This window comes from Pantoea sp. SGAir0183, from assembly GCF_043545505.1.
This window is the reverse complement of record NZ_CP028053.1, coordinates 183,028-205,087: the sequence shown is the minus strand read 5'-3', so window position 1 is coordinate 205,087 and position 22,060 is coordinate 183,028. Positions and strand designations below refer to the sequence as shown.

Annotated in this window: 16 protein-coding genes; 7 read left to right on the top strand and 9 right to left on the bottom strand. The window is 54.2% G+C overall.

The genetic code is table 11. The features are described from left to right. Positions 1-6 precede the first annotated feature (6 nt). Positions 7-654, bottom strand: a complete 648-nt coding sequence (gene fabR / locus C1N59_RS00945) for an HTH-type transcriptional repressor FabR (RefSeq protein ID WP_006121169.1) — start codon at positions 652-654, stop codon at positions 7-9. 193 nt (positions 655-847) lie between these two features. Between fabR and sthA the strand changes: the two genes are divergently transcribed. Further along, positions 848-2,248, top strand: coding sequence for a Si-specific NAD(P)(+) transhydrogenase (sthA, locus tag C1N59_RS00940; RefSeq protein WP_033738119.1), 1,401 nt, complete (start codon positions 848-850; stop codon positions 2,246-2,248). Here sthA and oxyR read toward each other — a convergent pair. The 5 genes from oxyR to argC form a co-directional block, all read right to left on the bottom strand. Beyond that, entirely contained in the window at positions 2,231-3,148 is a 918-nt protein-coding gene (oxyR, locus tag C1N59_RS00935) for a DNA-binding transcriptional regulator OxyR (protein WP_006121171.1), read from the bottom strand. The two genes, sthA and oxyR, sit on opposite strands and share 18 nt — an antisense overlap. 352 nt (positions 3,149-3,500) lie before the next feature. Next, the gene (gene argH, locus C1N59_RS00930) at positions 3,501-4,874 is read right to left on the bottom strand and encodes an argininosuccinate lyase (RefSeq protein WP_054632888.1); all 1,374 of its coding nucleotides are present in this window, start codon (positions 4,872-4,874) and stop codon (positions 3,501-3,503) included. Between the two features lie 88 nt (positions 4,875-4,962). Then, on the bottom strand, positions 4,963-6,180 hold the full coding sequence (locus C1N59_RS00925) for an argininosuccinate synthase (RefSeq protein WP_394550187.1): 1,218 nt from the start codon (positions 6,178-6,180) through the stop codon (positions 4,963-4,965). A 24-nt stretch (positions 6,181-6,204) separates the two neighbouring features. Next, entirely contained in the window at positions 6,205-6,981 is a 777-nt protein-coding gene (argB, locus tag C1N59_RS00920) for an acetylglutamate kinase (RefSeq protein ID WP_006121174.1), read from the bottom strand. A 14-nt stretch (positions 6,982-6,995) separates the two neighbouring features. Next, positions 6,996-8,000 (bottom strand): N-acetyl-gamma-glutamyl-phosphate reductase, encoded by a 1,005-nt coding sequence (gene argC / locus C1N59_RS00915; RefSeq protein WP_039342537.1) that lies wholly within the window; start codon positions 7,998-8,000, stop codon positions 6,996-6,998. A gap of 168 nt (positions 8,001-8,168) precedes the next feature. Between argC and argE the strand changes: the two genes are divergently transcribed. Both argE and ppc read left to right on the top strand, forming a co-directional pair. After that, a complete protein-coding gene (gene argE / locus C1N59_RS00910) occupies positions 8,169-9,317 on the top strand; it encodes an acetylornithine deacetylase (protein WP_033738113.1) in 1,149 nt (382 codons plus the stop codon). Positions 9,318-9,667: 350 nt separating this feature from the next. Beyond that, the gene (ppc, locus tag C1N59_RS00905) at positions 9,668-12,316 is read left to right on the top strand and encodes a phosphoenolpyruvate carboxylase (RefSeq protein ID WP_006121177.1); all 2,649 of its coding nucleotides are present in this window, start codon (positions 9,668-9,670) and stop codon (positions 12,314-12,316) included. Positions 12,317-12,790: 474 nt separating this feature from the next. Here the strand turns inward: ppc and C1N59_RS00900 are convergent, their stop codons facing one another. Together C1N59_RS00900 and metB are read right to left on the bottom strand one after the other, a co-directional pair. Further along, the gene (locus C1N59_RS00900; protein WP_394550186.1) at positions 12,791-15,223 is read right to left on the bottom strand and encodes a bifunctional aspartate kinase/homoserine dehydrogenase II; all 2,433 of its coding nucleotides are present in this window, start codon (positions 15,221-15,223) and stop codon (positions 12,791-12,793) included. Between the two features lie 2 nt (positions 15,224-15,225). Then, positions 15,226-16,386: a cystathionine gamma-synthase gene (metB, locus tag C1N59_RS00895; protein ID WP_394550185.1), complete on the bottom strand. Its 1,161-nt coding sequence runs from the start codon at positions 16,384-16,386 to the stop codon at positions 15,226-15,228. A 269-nt stretch (positions 16,387-16,655) separates the two neighbouring features. Here metB and metJ point away from each other — a divergent pair, with 269 nt between their 5' ends. Continuing rightward, positions 16,656-16,973: a met regulon transcriptional regulator MetJ gene (gene metJ / locus C1N59_RS00890; RefSeq protein ID WP_006121309.1), complete on the top strand. Its 318-nt coding sequence runs from the start codon at positions 16,656-16,658 to the stop codon at positions 16,971-16,973. A 73-nt stretch (positions 16,974-17,046) separates the two neighbouring features. Here the strand turns inward: metJ and rpmE are convergent, their stop codons facing one another. Further along, complete coding sequence (rpmE, locus tag C1N59_RS00885) at positions 17,047-17,262, bottom strand: 50S ribosomal protein L31 (protein WP_006121308.1); 216 nt, start codon at positions 17,260-17,262, stop codon at positions 17,047-17,049. Positions 17,263-17,486: 224 nt separating this feature from the next. Between rpmE and priA the strand changes: the two genes are divergently transcribed. From priA to ftsN, 3 genes are all read left to right on the top strand, one after another. Further along, entirely contained in the window at positions 17,487-19,682 is a 2,196-nt protein-coding gene (priA, locus tag C1N59_RS00880) for a primosomal protein N' (RefSeq protein ID WP_006121307.1), read from the top strand. A gap of 164 nt (positions 19,683-19,846) precedes the next feature. Further along, positions 19,847-20,881 (top strand): DNA-binding transcriptional regulator CytR, encoded by a 1,035-nt coding sequence (gene cytR, locus C1N59_RS00875; RefSeq protein ID WP_006121306.1) that lies wholly within the window; start codon positions 19,847-19,849, stop codon positions 20,879-20,881. 156 nt (positions 20,882-21,037) lie between these two features. Further along, complete coding sequence (ftsN, locus tag C1N59_RS00870; protein ID WP_006121304.1) at positions 21,038-21,979, top strand: cell division protein FtsN; 942 nt, start codon at positions 21,038-21,040, stop codon at positions 21,977-21,979. Positions 21,980-22,060: the final 81 nt, after the last annotated feature.

Genomic DNA, 22,060 nt, shown 5'->3' with positions numbered 1-22,060 from the left:
CCTTATTCATAGCTCTTCAGGTTTATCCAGGGTTACCGCCAGGCGTTCTTGTTCCCGGCGATACCAGTAATACGCGCCCTTCGCGATCATACGTAACTGCAATACCAGACGATCTTCCAGCTTACGACGCTGCGCTATATCAATATCCAGCGCCTCGGCACCGGCACTGAAGACAATAGTCACCATCGCTTCAGCCTGCGCTTCGGTGAAGCTGCGCGGCATGCGGTTTTCGACCTCAAGATAATCAGCCAGTTCAGCAATAAAATGTTGGATTTCACGCGCAACCGCCGCACGGAAAGCCGCAGACGTCCCCGAACGTTCGCGTAACAGCAGCCGAAACGCATTAGGGTTATTTTCGATGAACTCCATAAAGGTGGCGATAGAGGTTTTAATGATGCTGCCGCCTTTCGCAATACGTTGACGTGCCTGTCGCATCAACTGCCGCAGCATCAGCCCGCTTTCATCCACCATGGTTAAACCCAGCTCATCGACATCTTTAAAGTGCCGATAAAAAGAGGTTGGCGCGATGCCCGCCTCGCGGGCAACCTCACGTAAACTCAGACTGGCAAAACTGCGTTCGGCGCTGAGCTGACTGAAGGCAGCTTCAATCAGTGTACGTCGTGTACGTTCTTTTTGTTGCGCTCTGACGCCCATTCTCTCTGCCTTGTGAGGTTCTGAAACAGCACTATAACAAAATATTCAGCGTACAGTCCGGCAAACTTTGTGACGACGTGTTAAACCTCACTGAAAGCCAAAACGTGATGAAAATCGCTGTTAGAATTCAGAAGTGCGCGGCGAGATGTTAGAATCTCGTTGTAAAAATGTATAAATAATAGGACGTACCGGTATGCAAAAGTCTTACGATTACGATGTCATTGTGATTGGATCAGGACCAGGCGGTGAAGGTGCGGCGATGGGGCTAGTGAAGCAAGGCGCCCGAATCGCGGTTATCGAACGCTATCACAACATAGGCGGCGGCTGTACACACTGGGGTACGATCCCCTCGAAAGCCCTTCGTCATGCTGTGAGCCGCATCATCGAGTTCAATCAGAATCCCCTCTACAGTGACCATACCCGCCTTCTCCGCTCATCGTTTGCCGATATTCTCAATCACACGGAAAGCGTGATCAGCCAACAAACCGCAATGCGTCAGGGTTTTTACGAGCGCAATCGCTGTGAGCTGTTTCAGGGCGATGCGCATTTCGTGGATGCCAACACGGTTGAAGTGGAACATCATGATGGCACGCGCGAACAGCTGACCGCCGGGAAATTTATTATTGCCTGTGGTTCGCGCCCTTATCATCCGCATGATGTCGACTTTACCCATCCACGTATTTACGATTCCGATTCTATTCTCAACCTGCATCATGAACCCGGCCACGTCATCATTTATGGCGCGGGCGTGATTGGCTGTGAATATGCTTCCATTTTCCGTGGGCTCAATGTCAAGGTTGACCTGATCAACACCCGTGACCGCCTGCTGGCGTTCCTTGATCAGGAGATGTCTGACTCGCTGTCTTATCACTTCTGGAACAGCGGCGTGGTGATTCGTCACAACGAAGAGTTTGAGAAGATTGAAGGCGTGGATGACGGCGTTATCATGCACCTGAAATCCGGCAAGAAAGTCAAAGCGGACTGCCTGCTGTATGCGAACGGCCGTACAGGTAACACCGATTCACTGTCGCTGGAAAATGTCGGTCTGGAAGCGGATGGCCGTGGGCTGTTGAAAGTGAACAGCATGTATCAGACAGCGCAGCCGCACATTTATGCAGTGGGCGACGTCATTGGTTACCCCAGCCTGGCCTCCGCTGCTTACGATCAGGGCCGTATTGCCGCACAGGCCATCATTAAAGGCGAAGCCTCAGCGCACCTGATCGAAGACATTCCGACCGGGATTTATACCATTCCGGAAATCAGCTCTGTAGGCAAAACCGAACAGCAGCTCACGGCGATGAAAGTGCCTTACGAAGTGGGACGTGCGCAGTTTAAACATCTGGCGCGTGCGCAGATTGTGGGGATGAACGTCGGTAGTCTGAAGATCCTGTTCCACCGTGAAACCAAAGAGATTCTGGGCATTCACTGCTTTGGGGAACGTGCTGCGGAGATTATCCATATCGGTCAGGCGATCATGGAGCAAAAAAATGGTGGCAACACAATTGAGTACTTTGTGAATACCACCTTTAACTACCCGACCATGGCAGAAGCGTATCGCGTCGCCGCGCTAAACGGTTTAAACCGCCTGTTTTAACGTGGTATCGAAATAGCCTTGCATATGTGTGCGGATTGCCTCTGCCAGTTGTTCATAACGGCTGCGCAGAGGTGAGCCGGGACGGTAAACCAGCGCAATCGTACGCTGTGGTACCGGCTTATAACAGGGCAGATAACAAACCCCATCACGCACACGCTGTGGCGGGACAGCCAGAGCAGGCAGTAACGTAATACCGCTTCCTGCCGCGACCATATTGCGCAACGTTTCCAGGCTTGTCGCACGGAAATGGGTATCTTCGTCTGCACCCGCTTCAAAACAAAAACCCATGGCCTGATCGCGCAGGCAGTGGCCGTCTTCCAGCATCAGCAGTTTTTCACCAGCCAGATCGGACATTGGCACACGATCGCGTTCGCGCCACGGATGATCCTCATAAACCGCCAGCTTCATCGGTTCATCGAACAGCGGGACTTCAATAAAGGCTTCGCTTTCTTTGACCAGCGCCAGAATCGCGCAGTCCAGTTTGCCGCTGTCGAGCTGAGCCAGCAATTGCTGGGTCTGTGCTTCATGCAGGTACATTTCCAGCTTTGGAAAAGTCTGATGCAGCATAGGAATAATTTGCGGCAGTAAATACGGACCGGTGGTAGGAATCAGCCCAATATGCAGTGGTCCTGACATCGCTTCGCCCTGCTGACTGGCCATCTCTTTCAGCACTTTGACTTCACGAAGGACAGTACGCGCCTGGTCGACCAGCAGCAAACCGGCCTGCGTAAACAGTACTTTGCGGCTGGTACGTTCCAGCAGCATGACACCTAACTCATCTTCTAATTTGCGAATCTGCCCGCTTAAGGTCGGCTGACTGACATGACAGGCATCCGCCGCACGTCGGAAGTGACGATGTTCAGCAAGCGAAACCAGATATTCAAGATCACGGATATTCATTATTACCCTCCATTCCACGATAGCTCGTGGCGATAGATAGAATAGCAACCAACGATTGGCCCTATCAAGAGCGGATGGGAATAATGCCCACATCAAATTCAGACTCATCGCCACCCAGGGAAATGTTTTCTGAATCATAAAGACAGCGTTATCCGCTGTTTTTAGCTGACGCAAATCTTCTGGCAACGCTGATAAAACAAAAAACTGAACAGGCGAAGGCCAGACGACAAGCGTAACGAATCTGAACATCGGTCGGGAGCACCGATGGTCTGATGATGTGCCTAAAATAAAAGTAGTTTCTGAAGCTAGAGGTTGGCGGGCATGGTATGCCCGCTCTTTTTTTATCTGCGACTCAGGCTAAGCGCGCTTTGGCATCCGCAATGGCACGGGCAACCTGAGACGGTGAAACGCCTCCCTGCGCATTGCGCTTATCCAGGCAGGATGACAGGGCCAGCACCGGATAGACATCGTCTTCGATAACAGCACTGAACTGCTTAAGCTGAGATAACGACAAGGCTTCCAGTGCCACACCTTGCGCGATCGCTGCAACGACCGTTTCTCCCACGATATGGTGCGCTTCACGGAAGGGAACGCCTTTTGCCACGAGATAATCGGCCAGTTCAGTTGAGTTTGCGTAACCCTGTTCGGCCGCTTCCTGGCAGCGAGGACGTTTTACCTGCAAACCTTCCAGCACCAGCACGGACATATGCAGGCAGTCCAGCCAGGTATCCAGCGCATCAAACAGCCCTTCTTTGTCTTCCTGCATGTCTTTGTTATAGGCAAGCGGCAGGCCTTTCAGCGTCATCATCATGCCGGTTAACGCGCCCTGAACCCGCCCGCATTTTCCACGGATCAGCTCCAGTGCATCCGGATTTTTCTTCTGTGGCATCAGGGACGAACCTGAGGTGACTTTATCCGAGAGTTCGATAAAGCCGGCTTCGCCTGTATTGAAGAAAATCATGTCTTCCGCAAAACGTGAAAGGTGCACCATGCCGATTGACGCATCGGAAAGCAGCTCCAGCACATGATCACGGTCGGATACGGTATCCAGGCTGTTACGCGTTGCAGACGCGAAGCCTAACCAGCCTGCCAGTTGCTCACGGTCAATAGCGTAAGCCGTTCCGGCCAGTGCACCACAACCTAACGGGCTGACATCAAGACGCTTTAACGTATCCTGCAAACGGCTTTCATCGCGCGCCAGCATTTCAACGTAAGCGAGGCACCAGTGTGCAAACGTCACCGGCTGTGCACGCTGTAAATGTGTATAGCCCGGCATCACCGCGTCCTGATTGGCTTCGGCAGTCGCCACCAGCGCCTGCTGCAGCTCACGTGTGGCATCCAGCAGTGCGGCAACCTGCTCTTTACACCAGAGTTTCAGGTCGGTCGCCACCTGATCATTGCGGCTACGGCCGGTGTGCAGTTTTTTGCCCAGCGCACCGACTTTCTCAATCAACTGGCCTTCAACCCAGCTGTGAATATCTTCGGCATCGCTTTGCAGGATTTGCTCAGGATTGGCACGAACCTCCTCCAGCAGTGCGTTCAGTGCGGCTTCAAGCTGCTGCTGCTCATCACTGCTCAGGACATTTACCGTCACCAGCGCTTTGGACCAGGCCACTGAGCCAATGATGTCCTGCTCTGCCAGGCGGTAATCAAAACGCAGCGAGTCGTTGAACTGTTTGAAACGTTGATCTGCTGCCTGGGTAAAGCGTCCACCCCAAAGTGCCATGTGAATCTCCTTCAAGTCGTTAAACCAGGGGCGGCCTGAAAGCCGCCCCTGATGTCATACTGAGAGGCGAGGCGATCCCCGCCTGCGATTACTTTTTCTGCTCGTTCAACGCACGGATACGTGAAGAGAGTGAGAACAGACGAATAAAGCCGCCTGCATGACGATGATCGTAAACTTCGTCTTCGCCGAAGGTCGCGAACTCTTCGGAATACAGGCTGTTAGCTGAACGCTTCTGCGTCGCCGTGGCCTGACCTTTGTAGAGTTGCAGAACCACTTCGCCGTTAACCTCTTCCGCCAGCGACTCTGCCGCCGCCTGGATAGACTTACGCAGCGGTGCAAACCAGCGACCATCGTAAACCACATAAGACATTTCATGGCCCAACTGCTCACGCCATTTGAAGCTGTCGCGATCCATAACCAGTTGCTCTACCGCACGCAGCGCGTTAACCATAATGGTGCCGCCAGGGGTTTCGTAACAGCCGCGTGATTTAATGCCTACCAGACGGTTTTCAACGATATCGATACGGCCCACGCCATGTTTTGCACCCAGCACATTCAGTTTTTCCAGACACTGGAACGGGCTCAGTCTTTCACCGTTCACCGCCACCACGCGGCCTTTTTCAACGGTTACTGTCACGTCTTCTGGCTGATCGGGCGCTTCCAGCGGATCGACAGTCCAGACCCAGCAATCTTTGTTAGGTGCGTTAGACGGGCTTTCCAGCACGCCGCCTTCGGTAGAAATGTGCCAGGCGTTTTCATCACGGCTGTAGATTTTTTCCAGCGACGCGGTGGTAGGGATGTTGCGCGCTTTCAGATAATCCAGCAGCGCTTCACGCGAACGCAGATCCCACTCGCGCCATGGCGCCACCACTTTCAGCTGCGGCGCCAGTGCGGTGTAAGTGGTTTCGAAACGCACCTGGTCATTACCTTTACCCGTGGCACCGTGGCACAGCGCATCAGCACCCACTTTCAGCGCCAGCTCAACCTGGGCTTTCGCGATGATAGGACGCGCCATTGAGGTACCCAGCAGATACGTCCCTTCATACAGGGCCCCGGTCTGCAGCACCGGATAAACGTAGTCACTGATAAACTCTTCACGCAGATCGACAACGTGACATTCTGATGCACCTGACTGCAGCGCTTTCTTCTCAACGCCTTCCAGATCGCTACGTTCCTGACCGATATCCGCCACGAACGCGACCACTTCACAGCCGCCATAGTTTTCTTTCAGCCAGGGAATAATGGCCGAAGTATCCAGACCACCGGAGTAAGCCAGTACGATTTTTTTGATGTTTTGCGTTTGCATTTCGTAATCCTTGAATCTGAGTCGTTAAGCGAGAATCCGGGTGCCAATGGACACGCCGTTAAAAAGGGTAGGTAACTGCTCGGCATGACGCCAGCTGGCAATATCGACCGGACGGCCCAGCGTGCGTGCCGCATCCAGCGCAGCGTTCACTTTGACAATCATGCCATCGGTGATGATGCCCTGAGCGATCAGCTGTTCTGCTTTATCTGCCGTCATTTCTTCGATGCGCTGACCTTTGCCATCAAGAATGCCGCTGACGTCCGATAACAAGACTAAGTCAGCACCCAGCGTTGAGGCCAGCGCTGTGGCAGCCTGATCGGCATTGACGTTCATAAGCTCACCGCTGTCGGTGATGCCGATTGAACTGACAACGGGCATGTAACCTGCACCCAGCAGCGTGTTAATTAATGCAGGATTGCCCGGCGTTGCGTTGCCCACATGGCCCAGCGCTTCATCTAACTGGGTGACATTGACCAGGCCCGCATCGCCCAGGCACAGACCGACGGCCTGAATGCCGTATTTTTTCGCCCAGGCCAACAGCGTTTTATTGGCGGTACCAGCCAGTGCGCCGGTGATGATGTCAATCTGATCGGCAGGCGTAACACGCAAACCGTTCTTCTTTTGCACCGGCAGCGCCAGTTTTTTCATCAGTTCATCGACCAGGCAACCGCCACCGTGAACGATAATCAGGGGGCGCTGATGAGCAGAACGGTAGGCCAGCAACGCGTCAAATAAACGGGCCAGTGCTTCTTCGCTGTCTAACAGCACACCGCCCAGCTTGATAATTAATGGATTAGTCATGGTTTAGTCGTCCGTTAAATCAGTGACTGCGTTTCAGGGAAACCGAAACGAATATTAAGACACTGTACTGCCTGAGAGGCTGCCCCTTTAAGCAGGTTATCTTCAGCAGCCACCACAATCAGGTGTTCGCCCTGTACGGCAAAGCCAATATCGCAGTAAGGCAGACCGACCACGGCTTTCAATGCCGGTACGCCTTGCTCGTAAACGCGTACCAGCGGCTTATCATGGTAGGCATTGTGAAAGACCTCAGCGACATCATCACGGCTGACGCCGGCATTAAGACGGCAGGTGATCGTGGCCAGGATGCCACGCGGGAAACTGCCCAGGTGCGGCGTAAAAATTACCGGTGTGCCCAGGTGCGCCACAATTTCAGGATGATGACGATGATTAAAAATACCGTAAGGCTGCAGACTGACTTCACAGAAGCTGGTACCAACATTCGCTTTGCGCCCTGCTCCACTGACGCCACTGGTGGCATTGATGACCGGCCACTGCGCCTCATTCAGTAAACCGGCATCCACCAACGGCTTGAGTGCCAACTGAGAGGCGGTGGGATAGCAGCCAGGGACGGCAATCAGCTGTGCTTCTTTGATTTTTTCCTGCTGGAACTCCGCCAGACCGTAAACGGCTTTATCCAGCCAGTCCCCATGCTGGTGCGTGAAGCCATAAAACTGCGTGTAAAACTTGCCGTCGTTGACGCGGAAAGCGCCGGACAGATCAAACACGACGCAGCCAGCTTTCAGAAATTCAGGCGCCAGGTCGTGACTGACTTCGTGGGCCGTCGCCAGAAACACCACATCAACTTTATCTGCCCATTCGTCGGCGCGGCTCAGTGGCTGCAGCGGCAGATCCACCACGCCTTTCAGCTGTGGATGAAGATCGGACAAGCGCTTACCCGCATCGGGACTTTGCGCAGACACCGCCAAAGCGGTTATGTTGATATGTGGATGGCGATTAAGGAAGGTGGCAAGCTCTACGCCAGCGTAACCACTGGCACCAACGATCAGCGTATTCAACATCAGGCTGTATACCTTTATTACAGTCACACGTTCCGGGTCGCGGCCTTGCCCCGTTGCCCACGATGTCGTTTGCAGCGATTTAAGGTTCACATGCACACGACGTTAATGTATTTTTATTCACTATTAATGCATGAATATTGATACATCCTAACTCAAGGACCGTCAACAGTGAAGACAAAATTACCGCCTTTTATCGAACTCTACCGCCAGTTGATCGCAACACCGTCTATCAGCGCAACCGATGCCGCTCTCGATCAGAGCAATGAAACTTTAATCAATTTACTGGCTGGCTGGTTCCGTGACCTGGGTTTTACCGTGGAAGTCCAACCCGTGCCGGGCACGCGGCATAAATTTAATATGCTGGCGCGCACCGGAAGCGGTGCGGGCGGTCTGCTGCTTGCCGGGCACACCGATACCGTTCCGTTTGATGATGGTCGCTGGACTCGCGATCCCTTTACCCTGACCGAGCACGACAACAAGTTGTACGGTCTGGGTACCGCCGATATGAAAGGCTTCTTCGCGTTTATTCTGGACACGCTCCGTGATGTGGATGTGACAGCCCTGAGTAAGCCGCTTTATATTCTGGCCACCGCTGATGAAGAAACCACCATGGCGGGCGCGTCATATTTTGCCGCATCCACACAGCTTCGCCCTGACTGCGCCATTATTGGCGAACCGACGTCGCTGAAACCTGTCCGTGCGCACAAAGGACATATCTCAAATGCGATTCGTATTCAGGGTCAATCCGGCCATTCCAGCGATCCGGGTCGCGGCGTCAACGCCATTGAGCTGATGCATGAGTCGATTACCGAACTCATGCAACTGCGCAATACGCTGAAAGCCCGTTACAACCATGATGGTTTTGCGATTCCTTATCCCACAATGAACTTTGGTCATATTCATGGCGGTGATGCAGCAAACCGTATCTGCGCCTGCTGCGAATTGCACATGGACATCCGCCCTTTGCCGGGGCTGACGCTGAGCGATCTTGACGCGCTGCTGAATGAGGCACTGGCGCCGGTGAGCGAACGCTGGCCGGGACGGATTACCATCGAAGAATTGCATCCGCCGATTCCGGGCTATGAATGTCCGGTTGACCATGAGCTGGTCAAGGTGGTGGAAAAACTGCTGGGTACACCGACAGAAGTGGTGAATTATTGCACTGAAGCCCCGTTTATCCAGCAACTTTGTCCAACGCTGGTGCTGGGCCCGGGTTCTATCAACCAGGCGCATCAGCCGGACGAATTTATCGATACCGCATTTATTCAGCCTACGCGCGCCTTAATCGCTCAGGTTGTGCAGCATTTCTGTCACTAATTATCATCAAACGGGGCATTTCACTGTATTAACAGCAAAATGCCCTGCCAATCTGTGGGATTTGATAATAAGAATAACTTATCCCGCTTCGCCGCTATCAAATTCCATGAATTTCCGTCAGTTAGCTGCACGTTTCCCTCACTTTAAGTCATTTGACGAACGCCTGATTACGTGGCTAGATAAAAGACGATGTTATACCCACTGGGCAATCATCCCACTTTATTCAGCTTGCGACGGGCAGCAACTGAAGAACCCCGGTCAGAGCCGGGAGGACGACGTTGCTGGCTTTTCTGCTGCCTGAAAAGGCCGGGTATAGAGGTTTATCAAGACGATAAGGGTGTCAGGGTCACATGAACGAACAATATTCCGCAATGCGAAGTAATGTCAGTATGCTCGGCAAACTGCTCGGGGATACGATTAAGGATGCGCTGGGAGAGAATATCCTGGGCCAGGTGGAAACCATCCGTAAGCTTTCTAAGTCATCCCGTGCAGGAAATGACACTCATCGTAAGGAATTGCTGAATACGCTGCAAAACCTGTCAAATGACGAGTTATTGCCCGTGGCGCGTGCCTTTAGTCAGTTCCTCAACCTCACTAACGTGGCTGAGCAGTATCAAACGATTTCCCGCAGCGGCGATGGCGCAAACCACCCTGAACTATTGAAAAAAACATTTGAAACCCTCAAGCAAAATAATCTCAGTGAAAGTGCGATTCATAAAGCCATTGAATCACTTTCCCTGGAACTGGTTTTAACCGCGCACCCTACTGAAATTACACGCCGCACGCTGATTCACAAACTGGGCGAGGTCAACAGCTGTCTTGAACAACTCGACCACAGCGATATCTCTGAATACGAACGCAACCAGATTATGCGCCGCCTGCGCCAACTGGTCGCGCAGGCCTGGCATACGGATGAGATCCGTAAATACCGTCCAACGCCGGTTGATGAAGCCAAGTGGGGATTCGCCGTCGTTGAAAACAGCCTGTGGGAAGGTGTACCTGCATTTTTGCGTGAGCTGAATGAGCAGGTAGAAGAGACGTTTGGCATTAAGTTACCGGTTGATTTTGTGCCGGTGCAGTTCACCTCCTGGATGGGCGGAGACCGTGACGGTAACCCGAACGTCACCGCCGCCATTACCCGCCATGTTATGCAGCTCAGCCGCTGGAAAGCCACCGATCTGTTTCTGCGCGATATTGGCGTGTTGATTTCGGAACTGTCGATGTCCGAATGCAGTCAGGAAGTTGCCGAGCTGAGTGGCGATCCTGAGGCGCTGGAGCCGTATCGCGTGATCTTAAAGCGTCTGCGCAGTCAGCTAATGTCTACCCAGGCTTACCTGGAGCGCCGCCTGAAAGGCGAGCGCTTGCCCCGCCCGGCAGACCTGCTGGTCTCCAACGCGCAGTTGTGGGATCCGCTTTTCGCTATCTATCAGTCCCTGCAGCAGTGCGGCATGGGCATTATTGCCAACGGTCAGTTACTGGATACGCTGCGCCGTGTGAAATGCTTTGGCGTGCCGCTGGTTCGCATCGACGTCCGTCAGGAAAGCACCCGTCACACTGAAGCTATCGCTGAAATTACCCGCTATCTGGGCCTGGGCGATTATGAAAGCTGGTCGGAAGCCGACAAGCAGGCTTTTCTTATCCGTGAGCTGAACTCCAAGCGCCCTTTACTTCCACGCAGTTGGGAACCGAGTGACGAAACCCGCGAAGTGCTGGAAACCTGCAAAGTAGTGGCAGAAGCGCCCCAGGGCTCTATCGCAGCCTATGTCATTTCGATGGCGAAAACGCCGTCTGATGTCCTTGCCGTCCATCTGTTACTGAAAGAGGCTGGCATTCCGTTCGCTATGCCGGTTGCTCCCCTGTTTGAAACCCTGGATGACCTGAACAATGCCAATGATGTGATGAGCAAACTGCTTAACATCGACTGGTACCGTGGTTTTATTCAGGGCAAACAAATGGTCATGATTGGCTATTCCGACTCGGCGAAAGATGCCGGCGTGATGGCCGCCAGCTGGGCACAATACCAGGCACAGGATGCACTGATTAAAACCTGCGAAAAGGCGGGCGTTTCCCTCACGCTATTCCACGGACGCGGCGGCACCATCGGCCGCGGTGGTGCACCCGCGCATGCCGCACTGCTGTCCCAGCCGCCAGGCAGCCTCAAAGGCGGCCTGCGCGTGACGGAACAGGGCGAAATGATTCGCTTCAAGTACGGCTTGCCGGAAGTCACTATCGCCAGCCTGTCGCTTTATACCGGCGCGATTCTGGAAGCCAACCTGATGCCGCCGCCGGAACCCAAACCGGAATGGCGTAATATCATGAACCAGCTTTCTGCCGACTCCTGCGCCATGTACCGGGGTTATGTGCGTGAGAATAAGGATTTTGTGCCTTACTTCCGTTCCGCAACCCCTGAGCAGGAACTGGGCAAGCTGCCCCTGGGCTCTCGTCCGGCGAAGCGTCGTCCGACGGGCGGTGTGGAATCCCTGCGCGCCATTCCCTGGATTTTTGCCTGGACGCAAAACCGCCTGATGTTACCCGCCTGGCTGGGCGCGGGCGCCGCCCTGCAGCAGGCGATGCTGGCAGGCCATCAGGATCAGCTTGAGGCCATGTGCCGCGACTGGCCCTTTTTCTCAACCCGCCTTGGTATGCTGGAAATGGTGTTTTCGAAAGCAGACCTGTGGCTGGCGGAGTATTACGATCAGCGGCTGGTTGATAAATCGTTATGGCCATTAGGTAAACAGCTGCGTGACCAGCTGGATGCCGATATTAAAGCGGTGCTGACCATCGCCAACGATTCCCATCTGATGGCGGACCAGCCGTGGATTGCCGAATCGATTGCCCTGCGTAACGTTTATACCGATCCCCTGAACGTACTCCAGGCAGAGCTGCTTCACCGTTCACGTGCACAGGAAGCCCGTGGTGAAGAACCGGATGCGCGTGTCGAACAGGCGCTGATGGTGACGATTGCCGGTGTCGCTGCAGGGATGCGTAATACAGGTTAACTCACAGAAACAGGGCGGTTGATACCGCCCTGTTTCGTATCAGTTAACGTCATCCTCATATCGCCATTACAGGTCGCCCAACTGACGCGGGGGCAAAAGGTATCGCACATTTCAGATTGTAGAAATACCGGTCTTTTACCCTTTCGCGTGACAGAATATTCACCCTGTTCGTAGCAGGCTCAGGTGACCAATGGCATGCCATAGCTTCTCTGCCATTTCGCTGATCCGGGGCGGGAAGAATGAAGAGTAATCTGTCCGTTTAGCGCTGACCGGCAAAAAAACGCATCCTGCCACCACCACCCAACGCTTCCCCCTCAACATAGTGAGACGTTCAGACATTCAACGTGACCGATGCTCCCCTCAGCGCCAGTCAAAATGGCGCCACAGGCAGGCAAACGTTACCGCACGTTATGACATCGGCGAGCAGAAACAGGGCAAAAAAACAGGTGCCGGAGCACCTGTGTTGAAACCTGTTTAGAGGAGTTGCGCGAGGCGATTGATATCAGACTGTATCGCGCCTGCCGTGACGTCACGACCCGCGCCAGGTCCGCGAATCACCAGAGGATTATCGCGATACCAGCGGCTGTCGATGGCAAACACATTATCGCAGGGCAGTAAGGCTGCCAGAGGATGCTCAGGACGAACGGCTTCCACACCCACACGTGCTTTGCCATTGGCATCAAACCGTGCCACATAACGCAGGACCAGCCCCATTTCCTGGGCGGCTTCAAACCGTTGCAGCATCTGCTCGTTAAGTTCGTCACCGTTCTCGAAGAAATGGTCGACGGATTCATCACAGTTCTGGGGCACCAGTGACTCGACGCGTACCTGATCGGGTTCAATGTTATAGCCCGCTTCACGGGCCAAAATGACCAGCTTACGCATCACATCCTCGCCAGACAGATCAACACGCGGATCCGGCTCGGTTAAGCCCTGCTGCCATGCCTGATCCACCAGTTCGGTAAAGGGCACCGTCCCGTCAAACTGCAGGAAAAGCCAAGACAATGTGCCAGAGAAAATACCGCTAATCGACAGAATGGTATCGCCACTTTCACGCAGATCCCGCACCGTATAGTTGATGGGTAAACCTGCGCCTACGGTGGCGTTATATAACCAGTGACGCCCGGTTTTTTCGAAGGCATCGCGAATCTCACGCCAGGTTTGCGTGTCGGACGCGCCCGCAATCTTATTAGCGCTAATCACGTGGAAGCCATGACTGGCAAAATCCAGATACTGCTGTGCCAGTGGTTTACTGGCGGTGACGTCCAGCACCACAAGATCATCGTAAGGATGCGCCCGCATCCACAGAAACAGCGATTCTTCATCACGTGTTTCCGCTTCATCGTCAAAGAAGGCCAGCGCGCGACTGGCATCAAGCCCGTCATAGTTCAACAGGCTGCGTTGACTGTCGACCACACCCGCCAGCACAAATTCAAAACCGGTTCGTGCTGATAAGGTTTCCTGCTCACGCGCAAACAGTTCCAGCCAGCGTGAGCCGATATTGCCTTTGCCAAACAGCATCAGGCCAATTCGCTTTTCGGCACGAAACAGGGAGCTGTGTAAGCCCTGAATTAAATGCTGCGTCGGCCCCACGCGCAGGACCGCCACCACGCTGATATGTTCTGGCGACTGACAAACAAACTCAACCGGCTGATCTTTCAACTGCTGCCAGAAACGGTGCGTATGCAACGGATTACGAGTCACGCCTGCTCCGACCAGCGCCACCAGCGCTAAGCCATCACGTAACTGTAAATGCCCGGGTAAGCCTGCGTCCTGCAACAACGTGAAGGCGCTGTTAACCACTTCAGAGGTATAACAGAGTTGCAGCAGCTGACGATCAGGATGAACGCCCATTGCCAGTGGGCGCATCTGCGCACGCGTGAGCAACTGATCGATCTCTTTGCGCAAGAGCGTAAAATCGTGCTGCCCGGGAAGCTGGATTTCGACCAGACACACATCATCGTGACTGGTCACAATGCGTGCGCCCGTTCCGGAAGCGAGGACGCGCTCAATACGGGTTGAGCCCTGTTCTGGCTGATAGCTACAGCGCAACTGCAAATCGATGTCGCTGCCGGAAACGGGCTGTAAGGTGCGGGTATGCAGCACCGGTGCGGCGAGGCGCGCCAGTTCACTGGCCTCATCAAGACGCAGCAGCGGCAGCAGACAGGCATCAGAAACTTTACGTGGATCGGCACTGTAAACACCCGCCACATCACTCCAGATAGTGACGCGTCCCACACCGGCCAGCGCACCAATTTGTGTGGCGGAGTAATCAGAGCCATTACGCCCCAGCAACACGGTTTCACCCGCATCGTTGGCGCAGATAAAGCCCGTCACCACGATACGTTTATGGGGATGCTGGGCCAGCAGCGTTTGTAACAACGGCCAGGATTTTCCTTCATCAACCTGAGGCTGCGCGGCGCGTTCTGCACGCAGAAAATCGCGCGCGTCCAGCCAGCAGGCCTGCAGATCGTGTTGATTCAGCACGGCGGACATTAAACGTGCCGACCAGACTTCACCATGGCCCACGACTTCCGCATAGACCGCGTCGGTAACGGTACCATCGAGTAATCCGGCAAGCTTCTCAAGATCGCGAATAAAGGCCGATAATAAAGGTTCGGCGATTTCGGCAGGCAACAGGGCACTGATGAGCTCACTCTGATAACGACGTAATGTCTGCTGCACCTGATGCGCGGACAAGCGGTCACTCTGGCTCAGTTTCAGCCAGCTAATCAGCTGATTGGTCGTTGAACCTGCGGCTGAGACCACCATCATGTCGCCTGGCTGGCTGTAATCCGCCATGATGCTGGCAACACGTTGGTAGCAGCGTGCATCGGCAAGGCTGCTGCCACCAAACTTGTGGAGCTGTCTGTTGTTTGGCGTTCCTGCGCCTGCTGAAATCGTCATGGTTAATCCTCTGCTGCGATCCGGAATGCATTATCCAAATCGGCAATTAAATCTTCGTGGTCTTCAATCCCCACAGAAATACGGAGCAATGTTTCAGAAATACCTGCTGCGGCACGGGCTTCTGCAGACATGCCAGCGTGCGTCATGGTCGCGGTATGCGAGATTAAGCTCTCAACGCCACCCAGTGATTCAGCCAGCGTAAACAGTTCAAGCGCTTTCAGGAAACGACGCAAGCGCGCTTCATCGCCATCCAGTTCGAAACTGAGCATGGCGCCAAACCCACGCTGCTGACGCGCAGCGACTTCATGCCCGGCATTTTCTGGCAGAGAAGGATGATACAACTTTTTCACCAGGGGCTGCTGCTTCAGATAAGCAATAATTTCTAACGCATTACGCTGAGCAGCGGCCATACGCGGCCCCAGCGTACGCATACCACGTAACAGCAGGTAGCTGTCAAAAGCGGAACCGGTCACGCCAATATTATTCGCCCACCACGCCAGATCGGTCGCGACCTGAGGATCTTTGGCAATAACAGCGCCAGCCACGACATCGGAGTGCCCGTTTAAATATTTGGTACAGGAGTGAATAACCAGATCTGCGCCCAGCGCCAGCGGGTTTTGCAGCGTCGGACTCATAAAGGTGTTGTCCACAACGCTTACTGCGCCTACTTTGCGCGCGGCGTCGCAGATGGCCGCGATATCGACGACACGCAGCAGCGGGTTACTGGGGCTTTCTACTAATACGAGCTGAGGTTTCTCGTCCAGCGCAGCCTGTAGCGCGGCACTGTCGCCTTGATCGACAAACTTCACCCGATAAGCACCGCGCTTGCTTAAACTATCGAACAGACGGTAGCTGCCGCCATAGCAGTCGTGCGGTGCCACCAGCAAATCGCCAGGCTTCAGGAAAACCGTTGTGACCAGATGAATGGCGGACATGCCGGTATTAGTCAATACCGCGCCCGCCCCGCCTTCCAGCTCTGCCAGCGCGCGTTGCACAACGTCGCGCGTAGGATTACCACGACGAGAATAATCGTGGGCTCGCGGCTCATTGAAATCATGGAAGTTATAGGTGCTGGAAAGGTGGATGGGCGGGACAACGCAGCCATATTGCTCGTCGTCATTCAAACCGCTGCGCACTGCGATGGTTGCCTGTTTACGCGTCATAGGGCTAACTGTTCCTGAAGTGAGAAATAAACTGACCACAGGATATCAGCTTACATTTAGACGTCAATACATCTGGACATCCAAATGTCTTTGCGTATAGATTGAGCATGGCCGCAATAACCGCTAAAATTATGCGCCCATGCTGGCGTTCAACCCATTTTCTTCCTGTGTTGGACGAAGAAACCCGCCAGAGAAGGGGTCCGGTAGAAGAAAATCAGGCATAATCGGCTGATTTCGTAACTTTTAACTTTTATTGATTAAGGTATCCCATGGCTGAATGGAACGGCGAATATATCAGCCCGTACGCTGAGCACGGCAAGAAGAGCGAACAGGTTAAAAAAATCACGGTTTCTATTCCGTTGAGCGTGTTAAAGATTTTGACTGACGAACGGACACGTCGTCAGGTGAATAACCTGCGCCATGCGACCAACAGTGAGCTCCTGTGCGAAGCCTTCTTGCATGCTTTTACCGGACAACCGTTACCAAATGATGTCGATTTGCGTAAAGAACGTAACGACGAAATCCCGGAAGAAGCGAAGAAAATTATGCGCGAGATGGGCATTGACCCGGACACCTGGGAATACTGAGTCAGCCAGACATAAAAAACCCAGCCTGAGCTGGGTTTTTCTTGCCGCCGAACAAATGTTCGAATGCCGTTTCTTATTTTTTGGTGCCTGGCACGCTGAAACGCTTGTTGAAGCGGTCAACGCGGCCACCAGTGGCAACTTCACGCTGCTTACCGGTGTAGAACGGGTGGCACTTACCACAAACGTCCAGGTTCAGTTCGTGAGTCAGCGTAGAGCGAGTGTGAATCACGTTACCGCAAGTACAGTTGATGGTAACTGCTTCGTATTTAGGGTGAATACCTTGTTTCATGGGAAACCTCATAGAAGGCCGTGTCGCTCTCCGCGCCAGGACGAAACCTGCGCAGCACCACACGCGATTGAACATTAATGGTGTACTCCGGTAAGGTCTTTCCTACCGAAGGCGGCATATTATACAGGCTAATGTTTGCTGCTGCAAATGTCGCCTGAGATATCCGTCCTGTGCGCCAGCGTGTACACTAATCGCCCTGTCAGATGAACCGGAAAGAGAAAGTTATGCCCGTTGTTCAGGTTGCCCTGCCCGTTCCCCTTCCCCGCCTTTTTGACTATCTGCCGCCTGAGGGTGTGCAGCCGGTGACTGGCGGTCGCGTGATCGTGCCGTTTGGTAACCGGAAAATGATCGGCATTGTGGTGGCGTTCTCTGACAGCAGCGATTTGGCGACCTCACAGCTTAAACAGGTGCTTACCGTCCTGGACAGGGAATCCCTGTTTCCGTCCTCTCTGTGGCGCATTCTTCACTGGGCAGCCGACTATTATCACTCTCCGCTGGGTGAGGTGCTCAGCCATGCCATTCCGGTACTCCTCAGACAAGGTAAACCGGCTCAGGATGATCCCCTGTGGCGTTGGGAAATCACGGAACAGGGCCGCGCGACGTCCCCGGAAAGTCTTAAACGCGCGCCCAGACAACAACAAGGCCTGGCGGTGCTGCGCCAGCAACCGCTCTATCGTCATGAAGTCAGTGAACATGACCTGACCGAGGCGGCTATGCAGGCGTTGCGCGCGAAAGGGCTTTGCGAATTGCACGAGCACCAGCCGCAAATGCATGACTGGCGAACCGCGTTTGCGGTAAAGGGTGAGCGTCTGCGCCTGAACACCGATCAGGCGACTGCGGTGGGCGCCATTCGGGGAGAAGATGAGCACTATGCCGCCTGGCTGCTGGCAGGAATTACAGGTTCCGGTAAAACCGAGGTGTATCTCAGCGTACTGGAAAATGTGCTGGCGCGGGGGAAACAGGCACTGGTGCTGGTACCGGAAATTGGCCTGACGCCACAAACCATTGCCCGTTTCCGTGAACGTTTTGACGCGCCGGTGGATGTCCTGCATTCGGGACTTAATGACAGCGAGCGTCTGTCCGTGTGGCTGCGGGCGCGACGGGGGGAAAACGCCATCATTATTGGTACGCGTTCCGCGCTCTTTACCCCCATGGCGCGACCGGGCGTGATCATTATTGATGAAGAGCACGACAGTTCCTATAAGCAACAGGAAGGCTGGCGCTATCAGGCACGGGATCTGGCTGTCTTCCGCGCGCATGAAGAAGACATTCCTGTTGTCATGGGATCCGCAACGCCGGCACTGGAAACCCTGCATAACGTGCGTAACGGTAAATATCGCCAGCTTGATCTGATGAAGCGTGCCGGCAATGCTAAACCGGCACTGCAGCAGTTGATCGACCTGAAAGGGGCACAACTTACTGGTGGCCTGGCACCCGCCCTGATCTTCAAAATGCGTCAGCACCTGAAAGCCGATAACCAGGTTCTGCTGTTTCTGAACCGCCGCGGTTTTTCGCCGGCTCTGCTCTGTCACGATTGCGGCTGGATCGCCGAATGCCAGCGCTGCGACCGTTATTACACGCTGCATCAGCATCACCGCCAGTTGCGTTGCCACCACTGTGACAGTCAACGACCGTTGCCGCATCAGTGCCCGCAATGTGGTTCAACACATTTACTGCCGGTCGGTGTGGGCACGGAACAGCTGGAGCAACAGCTCGGCACCCTTTTTCCCGGCGTCCCTGTCTCACGCATTGACCGTGATACCACCAGCCGAAAAGGCGCTCTTGAACAGCACCTCGCCGACGTTCATCGCGGGGGCGCGCGTATTCTGGTTGGCACGCAGATGCTGGCAAAAGGTCATCATTTCCCGGATGTCACCTTAGTGTCGCTGCTGGATGTAGACGGTGCCTTGTTCTCAGCCGATTTCCGTGCTGCGGAGCGCTTTGCTCAACTGTATACCCAGGTGGCAGGACGTGCCGGACGTGCCGGTAAGCAAGGTGAGGTTTTACTGCAAACCCATCATCCTGATCATCCCCTGCTGCAAACGCTGCTGCATCAGGGCTACTTCGCTTTCGCACAACAAACGTTGCTGGAGCGCCAGTCGGTCTTTTTACCTCCCTGGACGCACCATGCCTTATTCCGGGCAGAAGACATGGATAATCATCAGGCTGCAGAATTTCTGCAACAGCTACGCAATATGCTGGAAGCCAGCCCGCATAACGATGCGTCAATGTGGTTTATGGGCCCGTTACCTGCCTTGCAGCCCAAACGCAGTGGCCGCTGGCGCTGGCAGTTACTGGTTCAGCATCCCTCGCGTAAACGCCTGCAACAGTTGCTGAGCAGTTCGTTGCCGCTGGTCACAACCTTGCCCGCCTCACGAAAGGTGAAGTGGACGCTGGATGTCGATCCTACCGAAAGTTAAGACCGGCCAGGTTGCGAGCGGGATCGAAATACGTCGCATAAGTCACAACTTTTATGCAAATTAAGTAACAGCCTTGTTGGCCAATCGATAACAATAGTGCCCGGCTTATTTTTATACCCGTCGATACGAACGTTGAATGCGCGATTACGCATCAGGAGCATGTGTTGGATCAGAATCAACCGCCGGCCGCCGCCACCATGAAAGACGTCGCAGAAAAAGCCGGCGTCTCCACTGCTACCGTGTCGCGTGCGCTGATGAATCCCGAAAAAGTCTCTTCGGCCACCCGTCAAAAGGTGGAACAGGCCGTCGCGGCCGTAGGCTATGCGTCGCAAAGCATGACACGACATTCCCGGCGCAACGACACACAAACGATTTTGTTGATCGTCCCCAATATCTGCGATCCCTTTTTCAGCGACATTATTCGCGGCGTTGAAGTCGCCGCCTCAGAAGCCGGTTATCTCGTGCTTATCGGCGATTGTGCGCATCAGAAACCGCAGGCGTGGACATTTCTCAACCTGATACTGACACGTCAGATTGATGGCATGGTGCTGCTGGGCGCGCAGTTACCTTTTGACGTCAGCCCGGACGAACAACGTAATCTTCCGCCCATGGTGATGGCGATTGAGTTCGATCCCGAGATGTCGTTGCCGACGGTGAATATCGACAATCTTACCGCCTCATTTGTTGCCGTTAACCATCTGCTGGAGTTAGGCCATAAACGCATCGCCTGCCTGGCCGGTCCGGAAGATGTCGCCCTGTGTCAGTATCGTCTGCAGGGCTACGTACAGGCGTTACGACGCAGCGGGATTAGCGTCGATCCGACCTGTATTGTTCGGGGAGATTTCACTTTCGAATCAGGTGTGGCCGCGATCAATCAGCTCATGACCTTAGCCGAGCCCCCGCAGGCCCTGTTTTGTCACAGCGATATCATGGCCATCGGTGCCATCAGTCAGGCAAAAAAACTGGGCTTACGTGTGCCGGAAGACCTGTCCGTGGTGGGATTCGATGACATCGAGCTGTCGCGCTACTGCGAACCGCCGCTGACCACGGTGAAACAACCCTGTTTTGACATTGGCCGCGAAGCGGTGCTGCTACTGCTGAACGAACTTCAGGGGAAAGGCACGCGGAGCGGGTCAAAGTTACTCGACGCAGAATTAGTGATACGCGGTAGCACAACATTGGCAAAAATGGGGCGTTGATACAGAAAATGTTCCGCTATTTTCAGGAGATTCTTAGGGCTATCATTGCTGGTCAAAGTTCCAGCCCTTAAGTAACATGGCGGGCTCCTTGCCGGGCGTGTGGTAACAACGGATTCGCCCACATGGCATCATATTTTGAAGGGTATCAGGACGAGAGTGGCACAAAAAGATTATGTAGGCCGCGGGCGTTCAACAGGGACGCGTCGCAAGAAAAGCCCCAGCCGTGGTAAAAAAACGAAAAGCGGTTCAGGCACCTCTAAACTTATGATTGTACTGGCGGTGGCTGTATTAGTGACCTTTGCCGGTGGTTTATGGTTCCTTGCGCATCATAAGAAGGAAGATGTGCCGGTCATTACGGATCATAAAGCCAACGGTAATGGCTTGCCGCCCAAGCCTGAAGAACGCTGGAAATACATAAAAGAGCTTGAAAATCGTCAGGTTACCGTTCCAACGCCCAGCGAACCAACCTCGGGTGGCGAAGTCCAGTCACATACCCAGTTGACGGATGAGCAACGTCAGTTGCTGGAACAAATGCAGGCAGATATGCGCCAGCAGCCTACCCAGTTGAACGAAGTCCCGTGGAACGAGCAAACCCCGGCACAGCGGCAGCAAACGCTGCAACATCAACAACAGGTTCAGCAATACCAGCATCAACAACAGGTGCAACAATTCCAGCGTCAGCAACAGCAGGTGCAGCAACGTCAGCAGCAGGTACAACAGCCGCGCCAGCAGATTCAGGAACAACATACGCAGCGCCAGCAACAGCAGAATACCCAGCAGCAGTCACAACCTGCGCCGGTGACACGCGAACCTACCGCCCAGCCTAAGACACAGGATACGGCGAAAACGAAACCTGCTGAAAAAGCGGCATCGCAACGCTGGATGGTGCAGTGCGGTTCGTTCAAGGGAACAGAACAGGCTGAATCCGTGCGTGCTGCCCTGGCGTTCGAAGGTTTTGAAAGTCGCCTCACCTCCGGTGGCGGCTGGAACCGTGTGGTGGTCGGGCCCTTTAAAGATCGGGCCAGTGCCGACAGTACGCTGAAACGTCTGCGTGCGTCAGGCCATTCCGGCTGCATTCCGCTCGCCATTGGGGGTTGAAACCCGTCAAACCCGCCCCATATCTGTCTGCATGATCCTCCGCGCCTTGTGCGCGGAGCTTTTTTCCGACAGTAAAAGGGG

What these genes read in the sequence shown, in the direction of transcription:
- metB (WP_394550185.1), bottom strand. Translation starts at nt 16,386, where the DNA reads ATGACGCGTAAACAGGCAACCATCGCAGTGCGCAGCGGTTTGAATGAC.
- rpmE (WP_006121308.1), bottom strand. Translation starts at nt 17,262, where the DNA reads ATGAAACAAGGTATTCACCCTAAATACGAAGCAGTTACCATCAACTGT.
- ppc (WP_006121177.1), top strand. Translation starts at nt 9,668, where the DNA reads ATGAACGAACAATATTCCGCAATGCGAAGTAATGTCAGTATGCTCGGC.
- sthA (WP_033738119.1), top strand. Translation starts at nt 848, where the DNA reads ATGCAAAAGTCTTACGATTACGATGTCATTGTGATTGGATCAGGACCA.
- fabR (WP_006121169.1), bottom strand. Translation starts at nt 654, where the DNA reads ATGGGCGTCAGAGCGCAACAAAAAGAACGTACACGACGTACACTGATT.
- argC (WP_039342537.1), bottom strand. Translation starts at nt 8,000, where the DNA reads ATGTTGAATACGCTGATCGTTGGTGCCAGTGGTTACGCTGGCGTAGAG.
- priA (WP_006121307.1), top strand. Translation starts at nt 17,487, where the DNA reads ATGCCCGTTGTTCAGGTTGCCCTGCCCGTTCCCCTTCCCCGCCTTTTT.
- argB (WP_006121174.1), bottom strand. Translation starts at nt 6,981, where the DNA reads ATGACTAATCCATTAATTATCAAGCTGGGCGGTGTGCTGTTAGACAGC.
- metJ (WP_006121309.1), top strand. Translation starts at nt 16,656, where the DNA reads ATGGCTGAATGGAACGGCGAATATATCAGCCCGTACGCTGAGCACGGC.
- argH (WP_054632888.1), bottom strand. Translation starts at nt 4,874, where the DNA reads ATGGCACTTTGGGGTGGACGCTTTACCCAGGCAGCAGATCAACGTTTC.
- C1N59_RS00900 (WP_394550186.1), bottom strand. Translation starts at nt 15,223, where the DNA reads ATGACGATTTCAGCAGGCGCAGGAACGCCAAACAACAGACAGCTCCAC.
- oxyR (WP_006121171.1), bottom strand. Translation starts at nt 3,148, where the DNA reads ATGAATATCCGTGATCTTGAATATCTGGTTTCGCTTGCTGAACATCGT.
- C1N59_RS00925 (WP_394550187.1), bottom strand. Translation starts at nt 6,180, where the DNA reads ATGCAAACGCAAAACATCAAAAAAATCGTACTGGCTTACTCCGGTGGT.